Annotated in this window: 25 protein-coding genes; 18 read left to right on the top strand and 7 right to left on the bottom strand. The window is 41.0% G+C overall.

All coding sequences use genetic code 11. The features are described from left to right. Nucleotides 1–55 precede the first annotated feature (55 nt). The 10 genes from ychF to GSF08_RS01915 all read left to right on the top strand — a co-directional run bounded on the left by ychF (nucleotide 56) and on the right by GSF08_RS01915 (nucleotide 8,365). Entirely contained in the window at nucleotides 56–1,159 is a 1,104-nt protein-coding gene (gene ychF / locus GSF08_RS01870; RefSeq protein WP_160624175.1) for a redox-regulated ATPase YchF, read from the top strand. A gap of 239 nt (nucleotides 1,160–1,398) precedes the next feature. Further along, the gene (locus GSF08_RS01875; protein ID WP_160624176.1) at nucleotides 1,399–3,327 is read left to right on the top strand and encodes a BglG family transcription antiterminator; all 1,929 of its coding nucleotides are present in this window, start codon (nucleotides 1,399–1,401) and stop codon (nucleotides 3,325–3,327) included. A 189-nt stretch (nucleotides 3,328–3,516) separates the two neighbouring features. Further along, entirely contained in the window at nucleotides 3,517–3,999 is a 483-nt protein-coding gene (locus GSF08_RS01880) for a PTS sugar transporter subunit IIB (protein WP_160624177.1), read from the top strand. After that, complete coding sequence (locus GSF08_RS01885; RefSeq protein WP_160624178.1) at nucleotides 3,996–4,406, top strand: PTS sugar transporter subunit IIA; 411 nt, start codon at nucleotides 3,996–3,998, stop codon at nucleotides 4,404–4,406. Before GSF08_RS01880 ends, GSF08_RS01885 begins: the two co-directional genes overlap by 4 nt. Further along, nucleotides 4,403–4,801, top strand: coding sequence for a PTS sugar transporter subunit IIA (locus GSF08_RS01890; protein ID WP_160624179.1), 399 nt, complete (start codon nucleotides 4,403–4,405; stop codon nucleotides 4,799–4,801). Before GSF08_RS01885 ends, GSF08_RS01890 begins: the two co-directional genes overlap by 4 nt. 12 nt (nucleotides 4,802–4,813) lie before the next feature. Next, nucleotides 4,814–5,290: a PTS sugar transporter subunit IIB gene (locus GSF08_RS01895; protein ID WP_160624180.1), complete on the top strand. Its 477-nt coding sequence runs from the start codon at nucleotides 4,814–4,816 to the stop codon at nucleotides 5,288–5,290. 13 nt (nucleotides 5,291–5,303) lie between these two features. After that, the gene (locus GSF08_RS01900) at nucleotides 5,304–6,050 is read left to right on the top strand and encodes a PTS mannose/fructose/sorbose/N-acetylgalactosamine transporter subunit IIC (RefSeq protein WP_160624181.1); all 747 of its coding nucleotides are present in this window, start codon (nucleotides 5,304–5,306) and stop codon (nucleotides 6,048–6,050) included. Then, entirely contained in the window at nucleotides 6,047–6,898 is an 852-nt protein-coding gene (locus GSF08_RS01905; protein WP_160624182.1) for a PTS system mannose/fructose/sorbose family transporter subunit IID, read from the top strand. The genes GSF08_RS01900 and GSF08_RS01905 overlap by 4 nt, the downstream gene beginning before the upstream one ends. 8 nt (nucleotides 6,899–6,906) lie before the next feature. Beyond that, nucleotides 6,907–7,722: a BtpA/SgcQ family protein gene (locus tag GSF08_RS01910; protein WP_160624183.1), complete on the top strand. Its 816-nt coding sequence runs from the start codon at nucleotides 6,907–6,909 to the stop codon at nucleotides 7,720–7,722. Between the two features lie 22 nt (nucleotides 7,723–7,744). Continuing rightward, nucleotides 7,745–8,365, top strand: a complete 621-nt coding sequence (locus GSF08_RS01915) for an HAD family hydrolase (RefSeq protein WP_160624184.1) — start codon at nucleotides 7,745–7,747, stop codon at nucleotides 8,363–8,365. A 113-nt stretch (nucleotides 8,366–8,478) separates the two neighbouring features. Here GSF08_RS01915 and GSF08_RS01920 read toward each other — a convergent pair whose 3' ends face one another. The 3 genes from GSF08_RS01920 to GSF08_RS01930 form a co-directional block, all read right to left on the bottom strand. After that, nucleotides 8,479–9,552 (bottom strand): lysylphosphatidylglycerol synthase transmembrane domain-containing protein, encoded by a 1,074-nt coding sequence (locus GSF08_RS01920; protein WP_160624185.1) that lies wholly within the window; start codon nucleotides 9,550–9,552, stop codon nucleotides 8,479–8,481. A gap of 113 nt (nucleotides 9,553–9,665) precedes the next feature. Next, nucleotides 9,666–11,435, bottom strand: a complete 1,770-nt coding sequence (locus GSF08_RS01925; RefSeq protein ID WP_160624186.1) for an oleate hydratase — start codon at nucleotides 11,433–11,435, stop codon at nucleotides 9,666–9,668. 276 nt (nucleotides 11,436–11,711) lie between these two features. Then, complete coding sequence (locus tag GSF08_RS01930) at nucleotides 11,712–12,575, bottom strand: patatin-like phospholipase family protein (protein WP_160624187.1); 864 nt, start codon at nucleotides 12,573–12,575, stop codon at nucleotides 11,712–11,714. Between the two features lie 246 nt (nucleotides 12,576–12,821). Here GSF08_RS01930 and GSF08_RS01935 point away from each other — a divergent pair, with 246 nt between their 5' ends. The 5 genes from GSF08_RS01935 (at nucleotide 12,822) to GSF08_RS01955 (ending at nucleotide 15,768) form a co-directional block, all read left to right on the top strand. Continuing rightward, on the top strand, nucleotides 12,822–13,145 hold the full coding sequence (locus tag GSF08_RS01935; protein WP_160624188.1) for a cyclic-di-AMP receptor: 324 nt from the start codon (nucleotides 12,822–12,824) through the stop codon (nucleotides 13,143–13,145). A 145-nt stretch (nucleotides 13,146–13,290) separates the two neighbouring features. Then, nucleotides 13,291–13,773, top strand: coding sequence for a MarR family winged helix-turn-helix transcriptional regulator (locus GSF08_RS01940; RefSeq protein ID WP_160624189.1), 483 nt, complete (start codon nucleotides 13,291–13,293; stop codon nucleotides 13,771–13,773). Beyond that, nucleotides 13,770–14,162 (top strand): FMN-binding protein, encoded by a 393-nt coding sequence (locus tag GSF08_RS01945; protein WP_160624190.1) that lies wholly within the window; start codon nucleotides 13,770–13,772, stop codon nucleotides 14,160–14,162. The genes GSF08_RS01940 and GSF08_RS01945 overlap by 4 nt, the downstream gene beginning before the upstream one ends. Further along, nucleotides 14,159–14,698 carry a flavodoxin domain-containing protein gene (locus GSF08_RS01950; RefSeq protein WP_160624191.1) on the top strand — a complete coding sequence of 180 codons (540 nt, stop codon included), beginning with the start codon at nucleotides 14,159–14,161 and terminating at the stop codon, nucleotides 14,696–14,698. Before GSF08_RS01945 ends, GSF08_RS01950 begins: the two co-directional genes overlap by 4 nt. Before the next feature lie 77 nt (nucleotides 14,699–14,775). Next, nucleotides 14,776–15,768, top strand: coding sequence for an asparaginase (locus GSF08_RS01955; protein ID WP_160624192.1), 993 nt, complete (start codon nucleotides 14,776–14,778; stop codon nucleotides 15,766–15,768). A gap of 99 nt (nucleotides 15,769–15,867) precedes the next feature. On the opposite strand, the gene GSF08_RS01960 is transcribed toward GSF08_RS01955, so the two are convergent. Beyond that, nucleotides 15,868–16,857: a Gfo/Idh/MocA family protein gene (locus tag GSF08_RS01960; protein WP_160624193.1), complete on the bottom strand. Its 990-nt coding sequence runs from the start codon at nucleotides 16,855–16,857 to the stop codon at nucleotides 15,868–15,870. 255 nt (nucleotides 16,858–17,112) lie between these two features. Between GSF08_RS01960 and GSF08_RS01965 the strand changes: the two genes are divergently transcribed. Continuing rightward, nucleotides 17,113–18,333 (top strand): HD domain-containing protein, encoded by a 1,221-nt coding sequence (locus GSF08_RS01965; RefSeq protein WP_160624194.1) that lies wholly within the window; start codon nucleotides 17,113–17,115, stop codon nucleotides 18,331–18,333. A 47-nt stretch (nucleotides 18,334–18,380) separates the two neighbouring features. Here the strand turns inward: GSF08_RS01965 and GSF08_RS01970 are convergent, their stop codons facing one another. Genes GSF08_RS01970 through GSF08_RS11630 form a run of 3 tightly spaced genes read right to left on the bottom strand, consistent with a single transcriptional unit; the run spans nucleotide 18,381 to nucleotide 21,597 of the window. Beyond that, nucleotides 18,381–20,693 carry a HAMP domain-containing sensor histidine kinase gene (locus GSF08_RS01970; RefSeq protein WP_160624195.1) on the bottom strand — a complete coding sequence of 771 codons (2,313 nt, stop codon included), beginning with the start codon at nucleotides 20,691–20,693 and terminating at the stop codon, nucleotides 18,381–18,383. A 17-nt stretch (nucleotides 20,694–20,710) separates the two neighbouring features. Then, nucleotides 20,711–21,412 (bottom strand): response regulator transcription factor, encoded by a 702-nt coding sequence (locus tag GSF08_RS01975; protein WP_160624196.1) that lies wholly within the window; start codon nucleotides 21,410–21,412, stop codon nucleotides 20,711–20,713. A 50-nt stretch (nucleotides 21,413–21,462) separates the two neighbouring features. Further along, nucleotides 21,463–21,597: a hypothetical protein gene (locus GSF08_RS11630; RefSeq protein WP_283809446.1), complete on the bottom strand. Its 135-nt coding sequence runs from the start codon at nucleotides 21,595–21,597 to the stop codon at nucleotides 21,463–21,465. Between the two features lie 142 nt (nucleotides 21,598–21,739). Here GSF08_RS11630 and GSF08_RS01980 point away from each other — a divergent pair, with 142 nt between their 5' ends. After that, the gene (locus GSF08_RS01980; protein ID WP_160624197.1) at nucleotides 21,740–22,447 is read left to right on the top strand and encodes an ABC transporter ATP-binding protein; all 708 of its coding nucleotides are present in this window, start codon (nucleotides 21,740–21,742) and stop codon (nucleotides 22,445–22,447) included. After that, nucleotides 22,440–24,035, top strand: coding sequence for a hypothetical protein (locus tag GSF08_RS01985; RefSeq protein ID WP_160624198.1), 1,596 nt, complete (start codon nucleotides 22,440–22,442; stop codon nucleotides 24,033–24,035). Before GSF08_RS01980 ends, GSF08_RS01985 begins: the two co-directional genes overlap by 8 nt. The last annotated feature ends 55 nt before the right edge of the window (nucleotides 24,036–24,090 follow it).

Consider the following 24,090-nt stretch of genomic DNA (forward strand, 5'->3'; position numbering starts at 1 on the left):
ATATCTGAATAGGAAAATGGTAAAATGATACCGGTAAATTGAGAGGAATGATACTATGCCGTTAACCGCCGGAATTGTGGGGCTTCCTAATGTAGGAAAATCCACTTTATTTAACGCTATCACAAAAAGTCAGGTGGAGGCTGCCAATTATCCATTTGCGACGATTCAGCCCAATGTAGGAGTAGTGGAAGTACCGGATGCGCGTATCGACCGTCTGGTTGAGCTGTTCCATCCTAAGAAAACAATTTATACAACTTTCGAATTCACAGATATCGCCGGTCTGGTTAAGGGCGCCAGCAAGGGAGAAGGTCTGGGAAATCAGTTTTTAAGCAATATCCGCCTGACGGATGCAATCTGTCACGTTGTACGCTGTTTTGATGATCATGACATCACGCATGTCGAGGGATCCGTCGATCCGATTCGTGACATTGAAATCATCAATCTGGAGCTGATCATGGCTGATTTGCAGACTGTTGAGAATCGTTTGGGAAAGATCGAACGCAAAGCGGCAACGAATAAAGATAAGGAAGCCTTGGCCGAAGTATCGGTACTGAAAAAGATTCAGGAGGCGCTGGCTGCAGGCAAGGCAGCGCGCAGTGTCGAACTGGATAAAGAAGAACTGCTGATCATCAAATCCATGAGCCTGCTTACTCTGAAACCGATGATTTATATTGCAAATATGTCCGAAGAAGAAATCGGAGATGCATCCAACAATGCCTATTATCAAAAAGTAAAGGCTTTTGCGGAAGCAGAACATAATGAAGTGGTTCCGATATGTGCCAAAATTGAAGAAGAATTAAGTGAATTGGAAAAGACTGAAAAAGATATGTTTCTGTCGGATTTGGGAATTGGAGAAAGCGGCTTGGACAAGGTGATCAAGGCAGCTTATCATATTCTCGATTTGTGTACCTTCTTGACAGCCGGCGAAGACGAGTGCCGTGCGTGGACCTTCCATAAAGGCATGAGGGCACCGCAGTGTGCCGGTGTGATTCACAGTGATTTCCAAAAAGGGTTTATCCGTGCGGAAACGTATTCTTTCAAGGATATTGATGAACTGGGCAGTGAGCATGCGATAAAAGAAGCAGGAAAGCTGCGTTTAGAAGGTAAGGAGTATATTGTTCAGGACGGAGATGTGATGCACTTCCGATTTAACGTTTAAAAAAATTTACGAATATTTGCAGACACATTTCTGTGTCTGCATTTTTTATGTACTATACGGAATTATATGATTGATAAATAAGGGGAAACTGCGCTTATTAATCAGCTGAAATTATTGATGATTACATTAACGCATACCTTTCCTATTAGCTGATACAGATAAAAAATCACCCTCTGTTTACAGTTTCTGGTTAGAATGCTATATTTAAAAAAATAATGCAATCTTGGAGGTATTTAAACATGCTTGAAAATCTTACACCGCGGCAGCAGCTCTTTCTGAAGTACTTCATTACACATCCAGAATTAAATATAACCAGCATGGAGCTTGCCCAGCTGGCACATGTTACCACACGTACTGTAAAAACGGATATGAAGGAGCTGTATGAGATATTTGAAAAGCATGGAGCTGAATTGTATTCGAAAAGAGGGGAAGGATATCAGCTGTTTATAAAAAATCAAAAGCTGTTTTCTGCTATACAGGATATATACCGTACCAATGAACACTCCTTCACAGCAATCCCCCGTAATCATCAAGAACGAACGAACTACATAATTCGAAAAATGCTTACTGTGGACTATCCAATTACGATCAATGAATTTGCAGAAGAACTATATGTCAGCAGTAATACAATCAAAAATGATATGAGGGTCGTACGTGATATCCTGCAAAATTATCATTTGCAGATTGATGTTTCGATGAATGAGGGAATTGTGATCAAAGGAGAGGAAATGCAAAAACGGCGCTGCGTGAATGACTTCTTTTTTCAGCGCAGCAATACTAACTTTTTTGTCCAGGATCATGCACTTCTGTCCAGTGAACAAAATCAAAAGGAAGTACGCTTTATCCGTGAGGCACTGCTACATGTTTTAAACCAGCATGCCATCCGTTTTTCTGATTTATCCATACAAAATATGGTTGTCCATATCATTATCATGATCCGGCGATGCAGTTTTTACCAATACGTAACTTTGCCGGAAGCAGTCATAACCGAATTTTTAGAGAGCACATCTTATAAGGCTGCTTGTGATTTAAAAAAGATGATTGATGAACAATTTGAGATCATTCTTCCCAAAGCAGAGCTTGTCTATTTAGCAATGCATTTTCAATCCAAAGCGATTCTGATGGATAATCCATCCCAACTGGAACAGGGAGATATTGAAGAGCTTTTATATAATATTTACAAACGGATCAACCAACGGTTCCATTTATCCTTTTTTTTAGATCAGGAATTGACTTCATTTTTGAAATTACATATTCCGCCGATGGTAAAACGACTTAAAACCGGATTGTTCATGCGTAATCCGCTATTGTATGAAACACTGCGCCGATATCCCTATGCTGTTTCAGTAGGATTAGAAGCAGTCGATGAAATAGAAAAGTGCTTTCAAGTAACGATGGATGAAAATGAATTTGCATATCTGGTTTTGTATTTTAATCTCGCTATATCAAAAAAACGCAAGCGAAATAAAAAACGTATTATTTTGATTTGCGGACATGGACGGCCGGAAATGATCTTGACCTTAAATCAGCTAAATGAAAAATTCGGTACCGAAATAGCGGAAATCAAAACGATTGATGTTTTTGAATTAGAAACATTTACTTTTCAAAAGAATGATATTTTGGTAACGACCATTCCAATTCCGGTGGAATTGGAAATACCGGTTATTTATGTGCAGGAACACATCTCTGATTATTTCTCAGAAATTAGTGATATTTTGGATCGTCCCGGAGAATTGCATCAAGATTTAACCATGTATCTTCCGGAACGTCTTTTTGTCAAACAGTTAGATGTAACCGGCAAACAAGCATGCTTGCTTTCACTTGAAGCCGTCTTAGCTAGTGAAATCGGAGAACGAGAAGCCAAAAAGTTTATGGCCGGATGTCGTTTTGATTTGGCAGAGATAGGCAATGATATCATATTGCTGCACTCATTGTACGATGTAAAGGATCCGTTTGTTGCTTATGTGCGCGCAGCCGCACCAATCGCGTGGAATCGGCAGTATATCAAGACGATCATCATAACCAGCCTGAACCATATCCGGGATCGGGAAACAACGGAATATTTATTCGAAATGATTTCACGCTGGTGCGAGGATAAAGAATATGTGCAGAAAATATATGCGAATCCCAATTATCAGAATTTAATTGAAAGCTTAAAATCAGTTTAGTGAATTAAGATTTCACTTGAATTAGTGAAAATTGTTGTGTATCTGAAATTGAACTTCAATCTTATGATGTTGACAGGAGGAGGAAGTGATTTGCTTCTTGACACACAGAAGATGTCAATGTAAATCAGGGTGCGGCCGAACTGATTCAGGTATGTATTTCTAGCAAAAGCAAACTGGAGGATGTGTTCTATGATTCAAATATTTAGAGTTGATGATCGATTATTACATGGACAGGTGGCAAAGAGTTGGACAAGAAAATACCACATTGACAAAATCATGATTGTAAATACAAAAGTGGCAAATGACGAATTCTCCAAAGTAACACTTTGTCTTGCAAAACCCCAAAATGTTGAATTGTATTTTTATGAAACAGATTCATGTTATCAAGCATTACAAATGGAGGAGGCATCTGAAAACAATACGATGCTGATCGTAGAGAATTTTAATGATGCTTATCATGTGTGGGAAATGATTCCCTATATTCGTGAAATAAATATCGGCGGACAGCGGAAAAAGAAAGAAACAGGAGCACTGCAGATTGGAAGTCATGTAATTCTGCAGCAGTCAGACCTTGAAATCTGCAAGAAGATCATGCATCGCGGCATAAAAATGGAAATACGTCAGATTCCTGGTGAACAGGAAATCTCATTAAATCGTTTGGTGAAAATATGACGTGTAATATTTTGATGGTCATGCATGGGCATTACGCAGAGGCGCTTTTGAAAGCTGCTGAGATGTTTATTTGTGAACATCCGCCGGTTGACATTATCCCGGTGGAGCCTGGTGATTCACTTGATGAATTGGAAAATCAAATTCGTTCCTATGTAACGCGTCACGATCAGGTGTTGATTATAACGGATATGATGGCAGGGACGCCGAATATACTCTGTTCCCGCTTGTTGAAGGATCATGCGTTTGCTTTGGTGTGCGGTACGAATTTATCCATGTTGATTGAAGTGCTGAACGGTGAAAATACACAAAATCCATGGGATTTGGGGAAACTGATTTGTGAAAAAGGCAAAGAGGATATTGTATTCATGAATACACTACTCAAAAAGGAGAATCAACAGGAAGAATGAAAACAAATCTTTTAATCGTATCACATGGCAGTTTAGCTTCTTCGCTGGTTGCGACTGCGTCCTTAATATTTGGTGAGCAGCAAAATGTTGTTGCATATGGGCTGGAACCGGGAGTTCAGCTTGATGATTTTAAAGAAAAAATTGAAGCGTATATCCGAGAACGTGAAAATGAGAACTTTTTAGTATTAGCTGATCTGCTTTTTGGAAGTCCGTTTAACAGTTTGATTGCAAGTATGAAGCAGGACAATGTATATCTTGTTACCGGTGTTAATCTTCCCATGGTATTGGAAGCGGCAATGCAAAAAGATCATCTTCCTTTTGAATCGTTGTGTGATTTGGCAAAGGAAATCGGAAAAACAAGCATTACATCAAAAAAAGATATTTTAAGTAAATAAGGAGATAGTAAAATGCCAATTAAATTTTTACGCATTGATGATCGCTTGATCCATGGTCAGGTAGTTGTGGCATGGATTAAGAATTATAGTGCAAGGCGAGTTGTGATCGTGGACGATCAAGTGGTAAAGGATGAATTTTTGATCGATGTCATGAAAATGGTAGCGCCTTCCGGCATCGAACTGGCAGTTATCGGAACAGATAACCTGCAGGAACAACTGCCGAAGTTTGAAGAAGATAAAGCAAACACGGTGATATTAGTAAAGACCCCGATGACAGCGAAAAAATTATTTGATAACGGTATTGCCGTTAAAAAACTGAATGTAGGGGGAATGGGTGCGAATCCTAACCGGAAGCAGCTGTATAAAAATGTCAGTGCCAGTATAGAAGAAATAGAGATTCTGGAAGCACTGGAAAAACAGGGAATCGATGTATATTTTCAGGCAACACCTTCTGATAAGGTAGTCAGCTTGAAACACGCATTGGGATAAGAAGGAGGATAGTATGCTAGTACAAGCTATTTTAATTGCAATTTGCGCATGGATCTGTTGTGCAAATATCGAATTTTTATGCTGGTCAGTAGGCCTGTGTGCACCGTTTATATGGGGACCGATCGTCGGTTTCATTCTGGGAGATGTTCAGGCGGGCTTAGCAATCGGAACAATGACACAATTGGTTTACTTAGGAAATATCGTAATTGGCGGGGTTAGCGCTGTAGATTTTACTTATGCGTCAGTCGTAGCTACTTCGCTTACCATCTTAACCAAACAGCCGCCGGAAATGGGATGCACGATTGCGGTTACGATGGGATTGATCGGTATGCTGGCAACAGAGAGCCGCTGGACACTAAATTGTATTTGGGTTCACCGTGCTGATAAATGTGCTCAAAACGGAGACACCAGAGGAATTTTCATCAACAACGTGATTATGCCGCAGGTAGTGCGTTTCTTCGTATATGTTATTCCGGCATTTCTAGCTGTTTATTACGGTGCAGAGCATTTTGAAAATTTTATGAAGGTCATTCCAGAAGTATTGGTGGACGGGATGATGGCAGTCGGTATGCTGCTCCCTACGCTGGGTCTGGCATTGCTGATCAAGGCTATTTATAAAATCCAGTTTATTTCCTTTCTTATAATCGGATTTCTAGCGGTACAGTATTTAAAATTGGATATTATTGCGGTAACACTGCTGGGTATCTCATTCGCATTGTTATATTGGTTCTTTGGAGCCAGAGAGGAGGCAGCGTCATGATGGATAATCAAATGATAAATCAAGAAACGGCTGAACAGAAAACAGAAATTCATTTAAGAAAAAAAGATCTGATGAAAAGCTGGATTATTTGGGAACTAACCAGTGAGATGTGTTTGAATTATGAACGATTAATGGCACTTGGCTTCTGTCATGCAATGACTCCGATCATTAAGCGTCTTTATTCTAACAAAGAAGAACGTGCTGAGGCCTTAACGAGACATATGGCATTCTTTAATACAGAAAATAACTGGGGTGCCTTAATTCCCGGAATGGTGGCTTCACTGGAAGAAGAAAAAGCGAATGGAGTTGATATTTCAAGTGATATGATCAACGGTATCAAAACGGGATTAATGGGACCGATCGCAGGTATCGGAGATACGATTACACAGGGTCTTGTGAAGACAATTTTATTGGCGATCGGAATTGGAATGGCGCAGAAAGGCTCAGTTGCCGGACCGCTCGTATTCTTCCTCTTATATACCGCATATATTTTAGCTACTGGTTATTTTACATATTTCCAGGGTTATAAATTCGGTAAAAATGCATTTAGTAAAATCAAAGATTCCAGCATCATGAGACGGATAACAGACTGTATGTGTATCATCGGACTGACGGTTGCCGGTTCACTTGTGGCCTCAACACTGGCGATACAAACACCGTTTGTGCTGAAGATGGGCGGAACAGCAGTTAAATTTCAGGAATTGTTTGATCAGATTCTTCCGGGCTTTCTGGGAGTAGCTGTGACAGCGCTTGTATTCTTTGGTTTGAAAAAGAATGTTTCTGTGATTAAGATCATGATTACAATGACAATCGCCGGTATTATTCTGGTTGCGTTGGGATTGTTATAGAGGTGCGTATGTCAAAAAATTGGATAACTGATATGTTTCACCAAGAAAAAGCCATTATCGGCTTGGTACATTTTCTGGCATTGCCGGGAGATCCCGGATATGATGAAGCGGGCGGTATGAAAAAAGTAATCGAGGCAGCTCGGCACGATGTTCTTGCGTTACAGCGAGGCGGTGTGGATGGACTATTGTTTTCGAATGAATTTTCATTGCCATATCCAAAAGGAGCATCGTTTGAAATGGTTGCGGCAATGGCGTATATAATCGGTGCGCTGCGCGATCTTATCACCATTCCTTACGGGGTTCATTTAATCGGTGATGCGCAGGCAACGGTATGTCTTGCGGCAGTCACAGGAGCAAAATTTACACGCGGTACCTATCATGGTGTTTATGCGACGGCAGGCGGATTGATGGATACTGACGGGGCAGCGATTCATCGGCTTCGTCACCGTCTGGGAATTGATGATTTTAAGCTTGTATATTATGTGAATGTGGAATCGAGTGCAGATATAGCAAATCGTGATGCGATTGATGCCCTGCGCCCTGTATATAAATTGGATAAACCGGATGCCTTGGGTGTTACCGGACCGGTTGCAGGAGAGGAAGCGGATGTTTCTTTAATGAAACGGGTTCGCGAAACATTTCCGGATGCTGTTATTTTCGCTACGACCGGAGTTCATATCGACAGTGTTGAAAAAATAATGGAGCTTGCTGATGGGGCATTCGTTGGAACTACATTTAAACGCGATGGCATATTTGAAAATGAAGTTGATGAAAAACGTGTAAAAGCATTTATGGACAAGGTTCATGCGCTTTCTTCATCATAGATTTCAAAGTGTTTGTTTTGATATGGACGGTGTTTTAGCGGATACGGAAAAGCTATATTTGGAAGCTTTGAAGCAATATTTAGCATCTTTGAACCATACGGTTTCAATTCAGGAATTAACCAGATATTTGGGTATGAGCATGCATGATATATGCCGCCAGCTGAAACAGGATTATCATATTCATGAAACACTTTCTGAAATCAGAGCACATCAGCTTGTCTACTATGATCGATTGTTTTACGGCGAGGGAAATGTAAAACCGATGCCGGGATTGCTGGAACTTATCAACGTATTCAAGCAGCATGATATCCAAATGGCGGTAGTATCCTCATCCAGCTTATTCGGTATCAAGGAGACCTTACGGATGATCGGCATGGAAAATACCTTTGATCTGATTCTTTCCACGGCGGCTGTGGAACGAGGAAAACCTTTTCCTGATGTATATTTGTTAGCTCTTGAGCAGATGAATCAAATTGCTGAGGAAGTGTTGGTAATCGAGGATTCCACGTCTGGAATTCAAGCGGCAAAGCAAGCCCATACCATTGTAATCGGCTACAAAGGATCAGAGATTCAGCAAGACACATCGTTAGCAGATTATGAAGTAGCGAGTTATCATGAACTTTTGACCTATTTACAATCATGAAGTAAGAAAAAGATTTGACGTAAATCCTGTCAAATCTTTTTTGTCTTAGAAGCATATAAATCTTCATCGTATTCGTGATACATTTTATTTTAAGATTATGATTCAATGAGGCTTTATGAATGTATTTCTGCGTTTTTGCCTGTCTTAACAATAGGGTTCGTATCTTGTATGGGATATTTTTTGGACTTTACTCTCATAAATCGAATGCCGCCGATTACCACATTTAAGTGATAGGTAGACATGCGCCACAAGATCATTACACTGCCTGCGTCAGCTTTTCCAAATAAGATGCTGTATAAAATTATAAAGGCGGTTTCCGTCCATCCGGTATCGCCGGGAAGCGGGGTTAAGGCATTCAGCATATGAATGAAAGCAGATATCGCCATGATGTTCAGCAGATCACTAAGCTGTAAAGAAAGCCCGATCGCATGCGCAACCAGAAACGGCATGCTGTAGAACAGCGTTTGGCGTATGATATAAAGACCCGCACACTGCAGGATCAGAGTTTTATGCTGCTTAAGATTGTTTACTTCCTGTTGAAAATAAAGAATTTGCTTATTCCATTTTTCCGCGGTTTTTTCCGCATCCTTTACAATACGTATCCGGTGCAATAGCTTTAGCAGCATGGTGCTGACTTTTTGGTAAAAGGTCGGAAATCGAATAACGGTCCAAAGTCCGATAATGACTGAGCTGTTCACCAGATAACCGAGGATGATCAAAGGAAGAAATTGCGGAAAGTGATTCATGGCATACGAAAAGCGAAAAATAATGAAAAATCCGGCATAAAGTAATACAACACTTTGAAAAATAAAAAAATCCATCCAAAGTATGGAAGCGATATCCGCATATTTCATATGCAGCTTGCGAAATGCATAGGTTTGAGCGACCTGACCCCCGCCTAACGGAGTAACTCCGTTGAAGAATGCGGCAATATAAGCATTATCAATACCGTCAATAATGTGCAGATCCTTTTTATAGGTATGACCAATGAGATAAAGTGCGATTCCCTGCAGTACATAATATAAAATACCGAGAGCTAAAATCAGGAGCAGCCAGCGAAGCGGCAGGTGCTTCAGATTATTCAGGACATCCTGATAATCATCCTTTAACGCGAACCACAGTGCGAATGCAGTCAGTGCGAGCAGCAGAATGATATTGAATATTCGCTTTTTTAAAGACTGATTCATGTATCTTTCTCCTCTCCTCGACACATTATAACAAAATCAGCTGCGAAATTTTCCTTTTTTACAGAAACTTCACAAAAATTAAGAAAGACAGAGTTATCTGTCTTTCAAGGTAATTATATGAGATGATAACGCTGCAGCATTTCTTCGATAACTGTTCCTTGGATTTTTTTCATTCCTTTTTTCTCAATCCATTTGACCAGCCATGGAACATCGATATCAGCCAGTTTTTTGCCGTCCATCATTTTATAGGTAGAATCCAGCAGCACTCTTACATCATAGCAGGAGTTAAATACTTCCGGAACGCCGCGGTCAACATCAAGCAGTGTATATACTGCTTCCATTGCGGTACGAACTGAGTATTCAGTAGTGAAAACCGTATCTCTGAGGGTCTCTGCAAACTGACCGATAAAGGCAAAGTTTACACAGCCATCCGGTACAACCTTAGGCCGATCACCAGCAGTTCGCGGCATGAAGAACGCTGTTATATAGGGCATCATACATGGAATGCAGCGAGCGGAATGAAGCGCCAATTCATGAATCTCATCTTCTGGAACACCGATGTGATACAGCCACTCTTCGGTGATTTCAATGCCGGTACACTCACGCATTGGTTTTTTGACAAAGTTTCCCGGCACATCGCCGAATAAACCATAAAACCAGACTATCAGCTGATCCTTCGGCTGATTTTTGAAATGCGGCTGACGATTGATCGTCCAGCTTAACAGCCAGTTGGAATCCTTAGCGGTGACGATCCCGCCGGTAACCACCTTTCCGCTGAAGGGATCCCGTTTGCATATCTTTTGCAGATACGGCGGAATCTTGTTATCTAAGGTTGTTATAGTAGCGCTTTCCCAATAGGTTTTTTCGGGATTTGCACAAAATTTATCGGGATGACCAAAAGATGCATCCTGACGAGCAATGTTGCGCCACAATTCCCAGCATCCGCCCGGTAACGTATCGAACTGCGGTACATGTGTTTCATCACCCAGGGTGGAATTTTCCGTACAGCTTCCGTTCGTTACAAAGACAAGATCGTTTTCAGTCAGCTGAATACTCATTTTTTGACCGTTTCGGATACACTCGATTTGGGTTGCGGTTTTCTTATCCTTACGAATATCAAATACGACATTCGTAACACGTGTATCATATATGAAATCAACGTGATGGTCTTCCAAAAATTTGACCATCGGCAGAATCAAAGATTCATACTGATTGTATTTTGTGAATTTCAAAGCGGAAAAGTCCGGCAGTCCGCCGATATGATGAATGAATCGCTGTATATACAGCTTCATTTCCAACGCACTGTGCCACTGCTCAAAGGCAAACATCGTTCTCCAATATAACCAAAAATTACTGGAAAAGAATTCATCATCAAATACATCGTCGATTGTTTTATCATACAGGTCTTCATCCTTGGTAAAAAACAGCTTCATGATTTCCATAGCGGCTTTATCACTTAATGCAAATTTCCCATCGGTATGAGCGTCTTCACCTCGATTAATTGTCGCTCTCATCAACGAGTAGTTGGGGTCTTCTTTATTCAGCCAATAATACTCATCAAGCACCGAAGCGCCTTCTGTTTCCAGGGAAGGAATGGAATGAAATAAATCCCAAAGACATTCAAAATGATTTTCCATTTCGCGTCCGCCGCGGATAATGAATCCTTTCGTAGGATCTTGAATGCCATCACAAGCCCCTCCGGGCAGTTTCATTTCTTCAAGAATATGGATATGCTCGCCTTTCATCTGACCGTCTCGGATCAAAAAACAGGCTGCAGCGAGGGATGCTAAACCGCTGCCTACCAAATATGCGCTTTTCCGGTCTACTCCTTTGGGAGCTCTAGGATGTGCAAATGCTTCATAATTGCCGTTGCTGTAATACATATTAAATACCTCCATCTGTTTACTGGTATCAGCTTATAATGAATCGGCAATACGCACCATAGACAGCACACATCAAATGTCGCAATTTTCAACATACTCACAGGAGTGTACATATTTCAGACGAATGTATCCGTTTGTCAAAAAGATCAGGTAATGTTTTCGCTTCTGTGATTAAAAAGCTGTATCTCATACATTGCTGGGTACGATATCTTGCTAAAGATAAAAAAACGGAACTGACACTTCCGCTTTCGCTTCTTGAATTTAGATGTGCGGCAGCTAAACCACTGCTTTTTCTTCAGTCATAAAAGTCTTTAACTCCTTCATTTGTTTTTCACAATCTTCATAGCCGAGCTGATAAACCTTCTTTAATTTATCAATATTTTTTTCAATCCGTGAAATGCTTAAAGGCTCGCTGGGCTGAATGATGAATACTTCACCCTGCCGCTGCAAATATTGGAGCTCGTCCAGGGTGCGATTATACTGAAAATGGCGGTTTGCCAATGCATCTACCAGCTTAGGATACTCCTTATAATTGTGCTTGATAATTGGCAGCAGATTATTTTTACCTTTGCGGTAGTCCTTATGCTGCGTCAAAATAACGATATTCTTAGGATAGCCGTGAGAGCGCATATACTGTACGGGAATGGAGTCACTGCATCCGCCGTCCATTAGCTTTTTCCCGTCGATTTCTACATATTGCGCTAATAGCGGCAGCGAACTGGAGGCTTGAATATAGCCTATCTCTTTATCCATATCTTTGATCACGTGATAATCGGGTTCACCGGTTTCAATATTGGTTGATACAATGATCAATTCGCTTTTTGATTGATTGAAGGTGTCATAATCATAGGGTTCAAGTTCATGAGGTATTCGATTAAACAGCATATCCATGCCAAATAAGGAACCGGTTTTCAGCAGTGAATGAAGACTCAGATATTCCTTGTCCTTTAAATACTTTGTATTGACACGGAAATTACGTTCCCGTTGTTTTGACAAATAGGATGTCGCATGACAAGCCCCGGCGGAAACACCGATCACGCCGTCGGTTTCAATTTCATGATCCAGCAGGCAGTCTAATACACCCGCAGTATAAATGCCGCGCATACCGCCGCCTTCTAAAACCAGTCCGATTTTATCCATAGATTTCCCTCCAGTCGATTGAACGGTTATCATTATATCACAAAATTCAAAAGAACGCTGGAAGAATAAAACGCAGAATCATGGGGAAATACGGCAATATTATGAGATTTATGAAATAGTAAAAAAATAAGATCGAATTACATCCCAAGCATGTGAAAATATACCTTACGGATTGTAAACAGAGGGTGAATATGGTAAAATGACAATAATCAAAATTGCTGTAAAGTAATGGAAGGAGATGTTCTCATGAAGTTGATTTTAGCGATTATGTCTAATGATGACAGTCCTGCAGTATCCAGTGCACTGACCAAAGAAAATTTCCAGGTTACCCGTCTTGCAACAACCGGAGGGTTCCTGCGTGCGGGCAATACTACATTAATTGTCGGAACTGATGATGATAAAGTGGATAAAGCGATTGAAGTTATCGGTGAATACAGCAGAAGACGTACGGAGGTTGTACCAAGCACCGCTTCTTATGATATCGGACGCTATGCATCTTTCCCTGTGGAAGTGCAAGTAGGCGGAGCGACGATCTTTGTAGTTGATGTAGAAAACTTCATCAAATTGTAAATGTAATGCTTTTGCATCAAAATGAAAATTGTATAAAGTGAAGACACTCTTATAATAGGGTGTCTTTTTCATTGATAAAATATTGTTGACAGATGCGTAACTAGTTGCTAATATAATGGTAATAAGTTACGCATAGGAGGAAACCATGGAAATAAAGGATTTGATCCAGCGCTTTTCAGATACAGATGAACATAAAATGAAAGCAATATTCAGTACATTGTTTATTGCCGGTAATCGGTTACAGACGTTATTTGATGAAGAAATACCGGAAATTACCTTGAAACAGTTTATGCTGCTGACGATGGTGAGGCAGTCAAATACGGAATTGACACTGACACACGCAGGCCGGCTGCTTGGCTGCTCGCGCCAAAATATTAAAAAACTGGCAAGCACGCTGGAGCGGAAGGGTTATGTGAAAATCGGTCAAAGTACTTCGGATTCCCGTGCTGCCAGTATTAAAGCTACCGAGCAATTGCATCGTTATTTTCAGGATACTTTTGCAGCATATGAAACTCAGCTTCATACGTTATTCAGCGTTTATGACGCAAAGGAACTGAACCAGTTTTTTTCACTCATAATGAAACTGTATGAGGGAATTGATCAAATGGAAACAAAAGATCCAAAATGAAACGATCTAAAACAATTGGAATCACGGCTTTATGCATGATTCTTCTGCTTGGTGCCGGCGGATTATTTCTCATGCGATCAATCGTCAATAAAGCAATACATCTAAAAATTCATTCAGTAAATCTCTCAAATTTAACAAACGGAGTCTATGAGGGAGCATACGATATTGATCCCGTACAAGTGGCATTAAAAGTGATAATAACCAATCACCGGATAACCGATATTCAAATTATAAAACATCAAAACGGACTTGGTCGTGATGCGGAAGCAATCGTGAAATCAATCATCGCACAGCAGACATTGAAGGTTGATACAGTATCCGGTGCTACCGTAAGCAGTCAATGTATCTTAAAAGCAGTTGAAATATCACTGACAGAGGAGGAAAAATGAAACATGCAATCGTGCTTTATCAATCAAAATACGGCTCTGCAAAGAAATACGCAGAATGGATAAAAAACTCACTGTCCTGTGAGCTGGCAGCTATTAAGGATTATCGGGGAAATCTGAATAACTATGAGGTTATCATATTTGCCGGAGGAATTTATGCCGGAGGAATTGACGGGATCAGACAACTGAAAAAGCTTTTGGGCGGATCATCGCAGGCAGCTGTTCTGATCTTTGCGACCGGCGCCAGTCCCTACGATGAAAAAGCGATTGAGGAGCTTAGAAAACGCAATTTGAAAGATTTTCCAGTCTCCGCTGCGCTGTTTTATGGCCGCGGTATCTATGATGAGAGTGTGATGAGCTTTAAAGACCGGACAATGTGTCGAATGCTGAGAAAATCGTTGATGAAAAAAGATCCGAAAACTTTTACGGAGCCTTGGATGTTGGGGTTGGTGGAATCTCAAGGGGAGCACGCTGATTGGATGGATCAAAGCTTTATTGAACCGCTGCTTGCGTTTGTAGAAAATATTTTATCAGCATAAAATATTAAGAACCGTGAAAAAGAGTAGCACAGCTTCATGATATCTTTTATAATGGGTTAGGAAAGAAGATGAGCTGCATGAAGAAAATTGTATTTATTACCACCGGCGGAACGATTGCATCAGCACAGAGCGAGGAGGGATTGGTACCGGCATTAACCAGTGATGATATTATGAAATACTTGGGTGAGCTGAATGAGGAAGTGGAAATCTGCTGTGAAGATTTATTACAGCTGGACAGCTCCAATATGCAGCCTGAGGAATGGGTGCTGATAGCCCGCAGAATTGCTGAATTGGTCCATGATGTAGACGGTATCGTGCTGACGCACGGAACTGATACGATGGCATATACCGCAAGTGCCCTTTCCTTTATGCTTCAAAATCTGCCGATTCCGGTTGTGATTACCGGTTCTCAGCTGCCGCTAGTGCATCCCCTCAGTGATGGATTGGATAATATCCGGGTAGCCTTTGCGGCTGTTCTCAGTGATCTTCAAGGAGTGTTTATCGCATTTAACCGTAAAGTTATGCTGGGCTGCCGAGCTGTTAAGGTACGGACCATGGGATTTGATGCATTTGAAAGTGTCAATGTGGAGCCCATCGGCATTGTAGATGCTAGAGGACTGCATTTAAATCAGATTATTCGCAGTAAGGGTGAATTTATTTTAAAGGATCAATTATGCGAAGATGTCATGCTGCTGAAATTGACTCCGGGGATGAATCCGGAAATCTTTGATATGCTGCTTCAAATGAATTACAAAGGAATTGTGATTGAAGCCTTTGGTGCCGGAGGCATTAACTTCATCCGGCGCGATTTGATTGCTAAGCTGGAAAAAATGGCTGCGGCGGGAATTGCCGTTGTTGTATGTTCTCAATGCTTATATGAGCATAGTGACTTTTCAATTTATCAGACCGGCTTGAAGGTGCTTCAGCAGGGGGTCATCCAGGGATACGACATGACCAGTGAAGCATGCCTCACTAAATTGATGTGGTCATTGGGACAAAGTACCTTAAAAGAGGATGTAAAAAACAGCTTTGCTACCAGTTTTGTTAACGAAATCACGCTTGAATCATAAGCTCAACCAAATAAGACAGAAAAAATAGACCGATTTTAATAATCGATCTATTTTTCTTACCCGCAGATATTGCCTTCGGGCTTTTTAAAAATCCCTGTATTAAATAGTACGTGAGTCAGCTTTAAAGACAATGCCGGCAGCTTTTCGGGCATGTTCAACAACATCCAGCACATCGCGTGAATACTTCAGCATTTCATAGCAGGTATCATAATCCTTTGCATTGATAATCTTAATAAAGTCACCCAGCTCATAATACAGTGCAATCGGGTTCTGTTCGACTGACAGAAGTGTTTCAGAGTCGTTTATATGCATTGACACATTGTCACATTTGCTGGATTCAGATTCAATATACAGATAACCATTTTCACCCTGAATCTGGACAGAATTTTTACTGCGGGAATCCTTACAGGCAACGCAGACCGATTTAAAGCTTCCGTAATCAAGAATCAGTACGCCGGAAGTATCTATGCCGTTTTCCGCAATATTCGGGAAATACTGAGCGTGTTTCGGTTTTCCGAACAGCTTCATTGTAAAATGGATATTATAGATGTTGAGATCACCGAGCGCTCCGCCGGAAAACTCCGGATTAAAAATATTCGGATTTTCGCCGGCCAGGAATTTGTCATAGCGGGAGGAATACTGTGAGAAGTTACACTGTACCATACGCAGCTTTCCCAGTTCTTCGATATGCTCCTGGATGGTTTTGAAGTTAGGCATATGTACCGTAACAATAGCCTCAAACAAAAACAACTTTCTTGCTTTCGCAACCTCAGTCAGATGATCTAATTCAGCAGTCGTAGAAGTAAACGGCTTTTCACAGATAACGTTTTTATCAGCTTCCAGGGCCTGCAGCGCATAATCATAATGCAGTGCGTTTGGTGAAGCAACATAGACAGTATCGATTTGTTCATCACACAGCATTTCATCGACATTCGTATATACTTTTCCCACATGGAATTTATCGGCCAGAGCCTTTCCCTTTGCTTCACTGCGGGAATGAATGGCAATACACTCCACTCCTTCGTTTTGTTCAACCGCGGTTAAAAACCATTCTGTTATAAAACTGGTACCGATTGTAGCTACTTTCATGGATAATCCCTCCTGTTTTTATGTTATAAATATAGCATAACTGGTGCGTAATAAACAGTCTTACGATAAAGGAGTTACGATTATATTTGTATGTATGTGTTATCGAACTCCGAACGGCCTCCTGCGATCATTAAATTTGCAGGTTATTATATTTAATTTAAACATCGTAGCAAATGTTGTATTCAAATGGTTTGCTTGTTAATAAACATCTTTTTACCTGATAATGGTATAATGAAGCTGTGAGGTGATGCTGTTATGTTTGATCCGACAAATGAAGTAAAGGTCATGCGTGATCCGATCCATGGCTATATCCATGTGGATCTACAGGTAGTGTGGGACTGTATCAATGCTCGGGAGTTTCAGCGGCTGCGCCGCATTCAGCAGTTGGGCGGAAGCTTTCAGGTGTATCATACTGCAGAGCATTCTCGTTTTTCTCATTCAATCGGTGTTTATGAAATTATCCGGCGTATGGTAAATGAGATCGACGGCATTAAAAATATATTGAGTGATTACGAAAAAGCGACCGTTATGCTGGCGGGTCTGCTTCATGATGTAGGTCATGGGCCGTTTTCCCATGCATTTGAAGCGGTAAGCACCTGCAAGCATGAGGAATTTACCTGTCGCATTATTGAAGAGAATACCGAAATTCATCAGATTTTGATACAAGCTGATCCATCGCTTCCTGAAGATATCGCAAAAATTATCCGTCACCGGCATCCCAATGAATTGTTGAATCAAATGGTTTCCGGCCAGCTCGATGCCGATCGCATGGACTATTTGCTGCGCGATGCTTATTTTACCGGAACCAGTTATGGCAATTTCGATTTGGAGCGTATTCTGCGGACGATCCGTGTTGTGGATAATAAAATGGTGGTTAAGGAAAGCGGCATTCATACTGTGGAAGACTATATCATGGCACGCTATCATATGTATTGGCAGGTATACTACCACCCGACTGCCCGCAGCTATGAAAGCATTCTGGAGCTGTTGTTTCGGCGGATGAAAGACCTTTGGAAAAGCAATCGGAAGCTGCTGGATGAGGTAGTGATGTTCCACGCCTTCCTGAAAGACACACCGGCCGATGTAGAAGAACATTATCGATTGGATGAGGCAGCTGCTTTCTATGGTTTTTCGCTATTGGAAAAAAGTCAGGATCCTATCTTGAAGGATTTATCAAGCCGACTGCTGAATCGCCATTTATTTGCCTATTGTACCCTTGAAAATGAAGCAGATGCGCAACGCATCAAGCAGCGTTTGACTGCTGACGGGTATGATATACGCTATTATTTCCTGTCGGATATCGCATCACAGCGCCCGTATCTTCCCTATCAGGGAGATGGCGGCCAAGCGATTTGGGTGCTGGCTCAAGATGGGCGAATTGTTGAACTGTCAGAAATATCCTTAATTGTAAAGGCACTTTGTGAGAGCAGACTTCAGGAAGATCACAAGGCCTTCTACCCTGATTTCAGTGATTGATAAGAAAAGCCTGTTTCATTTACTTAGTGAAACAGACTTTTTTATTTCTATCTTGTTTTCGGAAACCGCATGACAGCTTTAAACAAATCTCCGTCTACAGAGATATGAAAGCTTCCGCCTTGAATTTCAGTAAAGCTCTTGGAAATGGCAAGCCCTAATCCGCTGCCCTCAGTATTGCGGGATTTATCACCGCGGACAAAACGGTCAACGATATCACTTGGATCAAAGGTGATTTCAGTTGCGGACATATTCTTAAATGATAATTCAACCTGTTCACCGTAGTCTGTTACATCAATATAAACACGGCTTCCCGGCATTGCGTACTTACCGATATTAATGATGATATTAACCAGTACACGGTAGGTTTTCTGCGGATCGAGCATCATTAGGATTTTATCATCACTGTAGTTGGTCCGAATCGTTAAATTCTGACTCTGCAGCTTATCAGCATGTTCAACGAGAATCTGAGATATCAGTGAAATGATATCGACTTCCTGAACATTCAGCTGAATATCACCGCTGTTTACCCGGCTTACTTCAAAGAGATCCTCGATCAGATGTTTCAGCCGAACTTCATTACGTTCAAGGGTTATCAGATAATTCTGCCGTTCCTCATCACTGATATCCTCCTGCTTCAGCAGATCGGTATAGGTGATAATCGTGGTAAGCGGTGTTTTGAGATCGTGAGATACATTGGAGATCAATTCCGTTTTCATTTTTTGACTCTTAACTTCATCTTCGATAGCATTCTTAAAGCTGTGTCGAATGCTGGAGATATCCTCTTTAAACGAATTGAAGATACCCAGATCCTGTTTGATTTCTTTATCGAGATCACCATTTGCAATATTTTTGGTTACCTGCAGAAGATTGCGGTAATTTTCTTTTACCCGGGTGATATAGCTACGGGCAATAAACATCAGTGCCAGAGAATACACACAGGCTAGGAAAATGCCCAATGAGGAAGGTACCAGATAAATCATAATAAATAATAAGAAGAAATTTGCCAGAATAATTCCGACCAATCGGGCGCTGGAAGAATCATTGAGATCGATGCGGTCCAAATATCGAAATAGTTTTCCCACCCCCTGCTTCAGATTGTGGAATACTTTATATAAGAAAGTATGTTTAAAGAATTTTCTCCATCCCAGCTTCCATGCTTTTTTAAAGGATATGACAGAAAGCAGTGCACTGGCATACAGCAGAAACAGGTACAGGAAATTAATCGCATATGGAAAGAACATATTTGATGTGTTAAATACATGTATAGCCCGATCCGGATAAGTTAACGGCATGACTTCGGGGATTCCTGCGATCAGATAGAAGAACGGTATCAGAATCCAGAAAATAGCTAACAGATCAAGCGGTATTTTACTGAATTCAAAAGCGATCGTACTGCTTTGAAGCAGCTTGACCGGTACCAGTAAAGCAATGATGATCACCGCGGCTAAAATGCTGAGCAAATAGACTACTGATTCTGACCAGTAATAACCGCTGTCGAAATATCCCAGCATATTGGCGATATCATCGTTATAAATAAGCTTTTCTGGTACAGCATATACAAATGTCATATTGCGAATGCCATTAAAACGATAATCCTTTCGCAGCTGCTGGACTTCTTGCTGCGTCAAAGCTACATCAGATGTGTATATATCATTCGCATCGTTGCTGAAGAAGATCGGAAAATTTTCATTGAGAAATATTTCCTGTTCGGTTCGATACATATAATCCGTCATTTTTACTTTTGAAGAAGATTGATTTTTGATCGAAGCAATTCCATCATTATCATAGGAAATGGTTATGACCCACTGATAATGATAGCGGGTTCCATCCTTGTCTTTGCTGGATTTACTGACCGTACCAACTTTGCCTGCATAAGTTTTCAGATTGATACCGTTCGGTATGGAATCGACATCATTGCTGGATACCTGCACCTGATTTGTCACTGTATCTGCTGCATAGTAGACAAGATTCTGGCAGTTATACTTTAAAGTTGTGTCCCACTGCTGAACGGTGGTATCTAGTGAACCGGAGATATATTTTGCGTTTGCCTTAGCCAAGGCTTGGCTTTCTTTCGATTCATCACTTTGCGTTTCCGATGTGCTTTCACGAGCGCTTTCACTCGGCGCAATGTAGACATCAGATGGCGTTCGGCTTGTTTCGCCTGGCTGTCCGGCATTTGCCATATTATAGTGAATAGCATAGTTGGCCGCGAGAATTGTACGAACCAGATTGTTGCTGTAATCGTATTCATTTAGGCTGTCGACACTCTTTTTGATTTCAGGGTACTGCGAAAGCATAACCCCGCTTGCGGTGACTGCAACCAATAGAATGAATAATGTGGCGATAATTCTGCGTTTCATAATTCATCACTCATTTCTTAGACCTTTTCCATTTTATAGCCAACGCCCCATACTACTTTGATATAGCGGGGGTTTTTTGGATCAATTTCGATTTTTTCACGAATGTTGCGGATGTGAACCATGACAGTTTCTGTACTGATGGCACTTTCATGCCAAACATTTTCATATATCTCATCTGCGGAGTATACTCTTCCCGGATGCTGCATCAGCAATTCCAGAATGCGAAACTCGATAGGTGTAACCTTGATCGGTTCCCCATCCACACTGACTTCCTTAGAATCCAGATTGAGTTCCAAACCGCCGATTACATAACCATTGATCTCACTCTCTTGTCCATTTTTTAAATCCAGGAAGCGCTGATAGCGGCGCAGCTGTGAATTCACCCTTGCTAACAGCTCCATTGGCGTAAAAGGCTTTGTTATATAATCATCAGCGCCGATGTTCAAGCCGGTGATTTTATCAATATCCTCTGATTTGGCGGATAAGAATATGATCGGAAAATCGTAAAGTTCTCTTGCTTTCATGGTCATGGAAATGCCGTCCATGATCGGCATCATCACATCTACGATTGCCAGATGAATATCATAGACGGCCATTGTATCAAGCCCCTCTTTCCCATTGAAGGCCTGAACTACCTCATAACCCTGATTTTTCAAATAAATCTGAATGGCATCATTGATTTCTTTTTCATCTTCTACGACCAAAATGCGGTAATCCATAGCTATCCCTCTTTTCTATCCCCTATTATACATGAAACAAACAGCTTACACTAATGGTAATACTGATCCTGACGAATTGTATCATCATCCTTTTTGCCCATGATATACAGGCAGGTGATGATTACCAAAAGAAACCCCAGAATAAAAAAGACAGAACCGATTATGGTTACGATGGTATCAATCATTTTACATCACCTTTCTTAGTTACTCTGAGTATACCCAGGAATTATAAAATCTACCGGTAGAGAAACATAAAGAATTTCTAAAGAATATACAAGCATTGAACATTCATGCTATACTGAAACTACTTTTAGGGAGGATTTGCTTATGCAGCTGATCTGTGATCATATCAACAAATCATTCAATGAAAAGAAGGTTTTACAGGATGTCAGCATCACCTTTGAAAAAGGAAAAATCTATGGTCTTTTGGGCCGCAACGGAGCCGGGAAGACTACTCTTTTCAACTGTATTTCCAAAGAATTGCCGATGGACAGCGGAAGCTGTTATCTGAAAGATCAAGATCGAGTACGGCAGATTGATGAGAGTGATATCGGATTTGTATTTTCAACTCCGGTACTTCCTGATTTTTTGACTGGATATGAGTTTATAAAGTTTTATATGGAAGCCAATGCGGCGTATATTCATGATGCGCGTTCTATAGACGAATACTTTGATCTGGTGAAAATAGACGAAACAGATCGACATCGGCTTATCAAGGAATATTCACATGGAATGAAAAATAAAGTGCAGATGCTGTGTTTTATCATAGCGAAACCGCTTGTGGTGCTGTTGGATGAGCCGCTGACCTCCTTCGATGTGGTTGTTGCACTGGAAATGAAAAATTTGCTGCGGCAGATGCGGCAGGAGCATATTTTGATCTTTTCTACACATGTGCTGCAGCTTGCCACTGATTTGTGTGATGAAATTGTAATTTTGCACAACGGCAGCTTACAGACGCTGGATGAGGAAACGATGCATAGTCCCAATTTTGAAGCAGAAATCGTGGAGATCTTGAAGGATGAGCCCCATGCTTAAATGTTTTCTTACAACCTATCGGATTCGGCTCAGCACAGCGGTAAACCGCTGGATTTATTATCTGCGGAAAATTCCGCTCATCAAGCATCTGTTTCCTGCCTCACTTTATCATAAAACCGGCTTAAAAGACGGTCTGTCCTGTATTATGGTTTTGTATGCCGTTTTGTCAGAGCTATTCAAAAAGAGCTTCTATATTGCCGTGCTGTATGGTTTGGTCATCATGAACGTTCCGCCCGATGGACCTCGGTTAGCCGCTTTTCTGCAGCTATTTCTATTCTTTAGTGTCATCGGCGGTTCCATGAATAATCTAATGATGTTTCAGACCGATGAATTACGCCGGATGTTTTTAAAAATCATGCGTTTTGACAGCTCGCTTTACATTAGAACCTATGTATATAGTGAATATCTCATGTATACGGTGTTCATGCTTCCCGGCATGATCATTGCCATTTTGCTTTTTGATGGGAATATACTGCTGGCGCCGGCGCTGCTTTCCCTGGCATTGGGTGCTCATACGGCCATTGACTATCTCCAGATGAAATGGTTTGAAAAACGCCATACCCTGCCGCTTATCAAGCATAATATCAAGATTGTTTTCATCTCCTTTGTAGTATTTATCGCAGGCATTGTACTCATCATGCAGGACTGGATTTTGCAACCGCTTGTCAATATTTGTTATATCGGCTTCCTCGGCATCCCGATCACTGCGGCAGTTTTTATGAAAATAAACCGCTATCCGTATTTCAGTGAGGCAAGTCAGCTCTCTATCAACTATTTTAATCAAATGATTTCTGCGGCCGGAACCGGTGATTCAGCCTTTCAAGATGTAGTGATTCGAGATAAAGATATAGCAGAGATGACGAGTGACAGAAATACCTTTGCGAACCGGCATGGATATGAATACCTGAATGCCTTGTTTTTTCATCGTCAAAAACGGATATTCTTTCGTCCGGTGCGCAATCGTTTGCTGATTCTTACTGCGCTTGCTCTGTTTATTATCATATTGGGCAGGATCATCAAGGTCAGCGATCAAGCTGCGGCTTCTTTAAACGCGCTTTTCCCGGGGCTTGTCTTTATCATGTATATTATGAATATCGGTATTCGAGCGACCCGTTCGCTATTTTATAACTGTGACGCGTCACTGCTTCAATACAGCTTCTATCGACGCAAGGACGCGGTTTTGAAAAACTTTGCGATTCGCCTTCGCCATCTGGTAACATACAACATGATACCTGCCGCCGTTCTCTGTATCTATCTGACAGTTGGTATATCGGTTTTGCATATACCGATTAGTGCCGCTGATATGGCGATCTCGATCATAACGATTTTATTGCTGTCTGTGCTGTTTTCGGTACACTATTTATTTTTGTACTATGTTTTTCAGCCATTTACAAAAGATTATAATGAAAAGAATCCTTTCTATACGATTTTAAATAATGCAATGTATATCGTATGTCTTACCGTCATGAATCTGCATGTGGAGATTGCGAATTTTGTTATCTATGTTTTTCTATTTACGATCACGTATATTCTGATCGCATTGTTCTGTGTATATCGTTATGCACCGAAAACCTTTCGTATCAAGTAAATTCATAAGGGCGGTAAATTGACCGCCTTTTCTTACGTGTGCTATACTTGAAACA

Origin of the sequence: Copranaerobaculum intestinale, from assembly GCF_009831105.1 — a bacterium.
In the GTDB taxonomy this organism is placed as follows: domain Bacteria; phylum Bacillota_I; class Bacilli_A; order Erysipelotrichales; family Erysipelotrichaceae; genus Copranaerobaculum; species Copranaerobaculum intestinale.

Coding starts and splice junctions, on each gene's coding strand:
- GSF08_RS01975 (WP_160624196.1), bottom strand. CDS start 21,412: ATGGATTACCGCATTTTGGTCGTAGAAGATGAAAAAGAAATCAATGAT.
- GSF08_RS01880 (WP_160624177.1), top strand. CDS start 3,517: ATGATTCAAATATTTAGAGTTGATGATCGATTATTACATGGACAGGTG.
- GSF08_RS01965 (WP_160624194.1), top strand. CDS start 17,113: ATGTTTGATCCGACAAATGAAGTAAAGGTCATGCGTGATCCGATCCAT.
- GSF08_RS01905 (WP_160624182.1), top strand. CDS start 6,047: ATGATGGATAATCAAATGATAAATCAAGAAACGGCTGAACAGAAAACA.
- GSF08_RS01985 (WP_160624198.1), top strand. CDS start 22,440: ATGCTTAAATGTTTTCTTACAACCTATCGGATTCGGCTCAGCACAGCG.
- GSF08_RS01875 (WP_160624176.1), top strand. CDS start 1,399: ATGCTTGAAAATCTTACACCGCGGCAGCAGCTCTTTCTGAAGTACTTC.
- GSF08_RS01885 (WP_160624178.1), top strand. CDS start 3,996: ATGACGTGTAATATTTTGATGGTCATGCATGGGCATTACGCAGAGGCG.
- GSF08_RS01935 (WP_160624188.1), top strand. CDS start 12,822: ATGAAGTTGATTTTAGCGATTATGTCTAATGATGACAGTCCTGCAGTA.
- GSF08_RS01915 (WP_160624184.1), top strand. CDS start 7,745: ATGGACGGTGTTTTAGCGGATACGGAAAAGCTATATTTGGAAGCTTTG.
- GSF08_RS01940 (WP_160624189.1), top strand. CDS start 13,291: ATGGAAATAAAGGATTTGATCCAGCGCTTTTCAGATACAGATGAACAT.
- GSF08_RS01970 (WP_160624195.1), bottom strand. CDS start 20,693: ATGAAACGCAGAATTATCGCCACATTATTCATTCTATTGGTTGCAGTC.
- GSF08_RS01925 (WP_160624186.1), bottom strand. CDS start 11,435: ATGTATTACAGCAACGGCAATTATGAAGCATTTGCACATCCTAGAGCT.
- GSF08_RS01910 (WP_160624183.1), top strand. CDS start 6,907: ATGTCAAAAAATTGGATAACTGATATGTTTCACCAAGAAAAAGCCATT.
- GSF08_RS01980 (WP_160624197.1), top strand. CDS start 21,740: ATGCAGCTGATCTGTGATCATATCAACAAATCATTCAATGAAAAGAAG.
- ychF (WP_160624175.1), top strand. CDS start 56: ATGCCGTTAACCGCCGGAATTGTGGGGCTTCCTAATGTAGGAAAATCC.
- GSF08_RS01895 (WP_160624180.1), top strand. CDS start 4,814: ATGCCAATTAAATTTTTACGCATTGATGATCGCTTGATCCATGGTCAG.
- GSF08_RS01955 (WP_160624192.1), top strand. CDS start 14,776: ATGAAGAAAATTGTATTTATTACCACCGGCGGAACGATTGCATCAGCA.
- GSF08_RS01920 (WP_160624185.1), bottom strand. CDS start 9,552: ATGAATCAGTCTTTAAAAAAGCGAATATTCAATATCATTCTGCTGCTC.
- GSF08_RS01890 (WP_160624179.1), top strand. CDS start 4,403: ATGAAAACAAATCTTTTAATCGTATCACATGGCAGTTTAGCTTCTTCG.
- GSF08_RS01900 (WP_160624181.1), top strand. CDS start 5,304: ATGCTAGTACAAGCTATTTTAATTGCAATTTGCGCATGGATCTGTTGT.
- GSF08_RS01950 (WP_160624191.1), top strand. CDS start 14,159: ATGAAACATGCAATCGTGCTTTATCAATCAAAATACGGCTCTGCAAAG.
- GSF08_RS01930 (WP_160624187.1), bottom strand. CDS start 12,575: ATGGATAAAATCGGACTGGTTTTAGAAGGCGGCGGTATGCGCGGCATT.
- GSF08_RS01960 (WP_160624193.1), bottom strand. CDS start 16,857: ATGAAAGTAGCTACAATCGGTACCAGTTTTATAACAGAATGGTTTTTA.
- GSF08_RS11630 (WP_283809446.1), bottom strand. CDS start 21,597: ATGATTGATACCATCGTAACCATAATCGGTTCTGTCTTTTTTATTCTG.
- GSF08_RS01945 (WP_160624190.1), top strand. CDS start 13,770: ATGAAACGATCTAAAACAATTGGAATCACGGCTTTATGCATGATTCTT.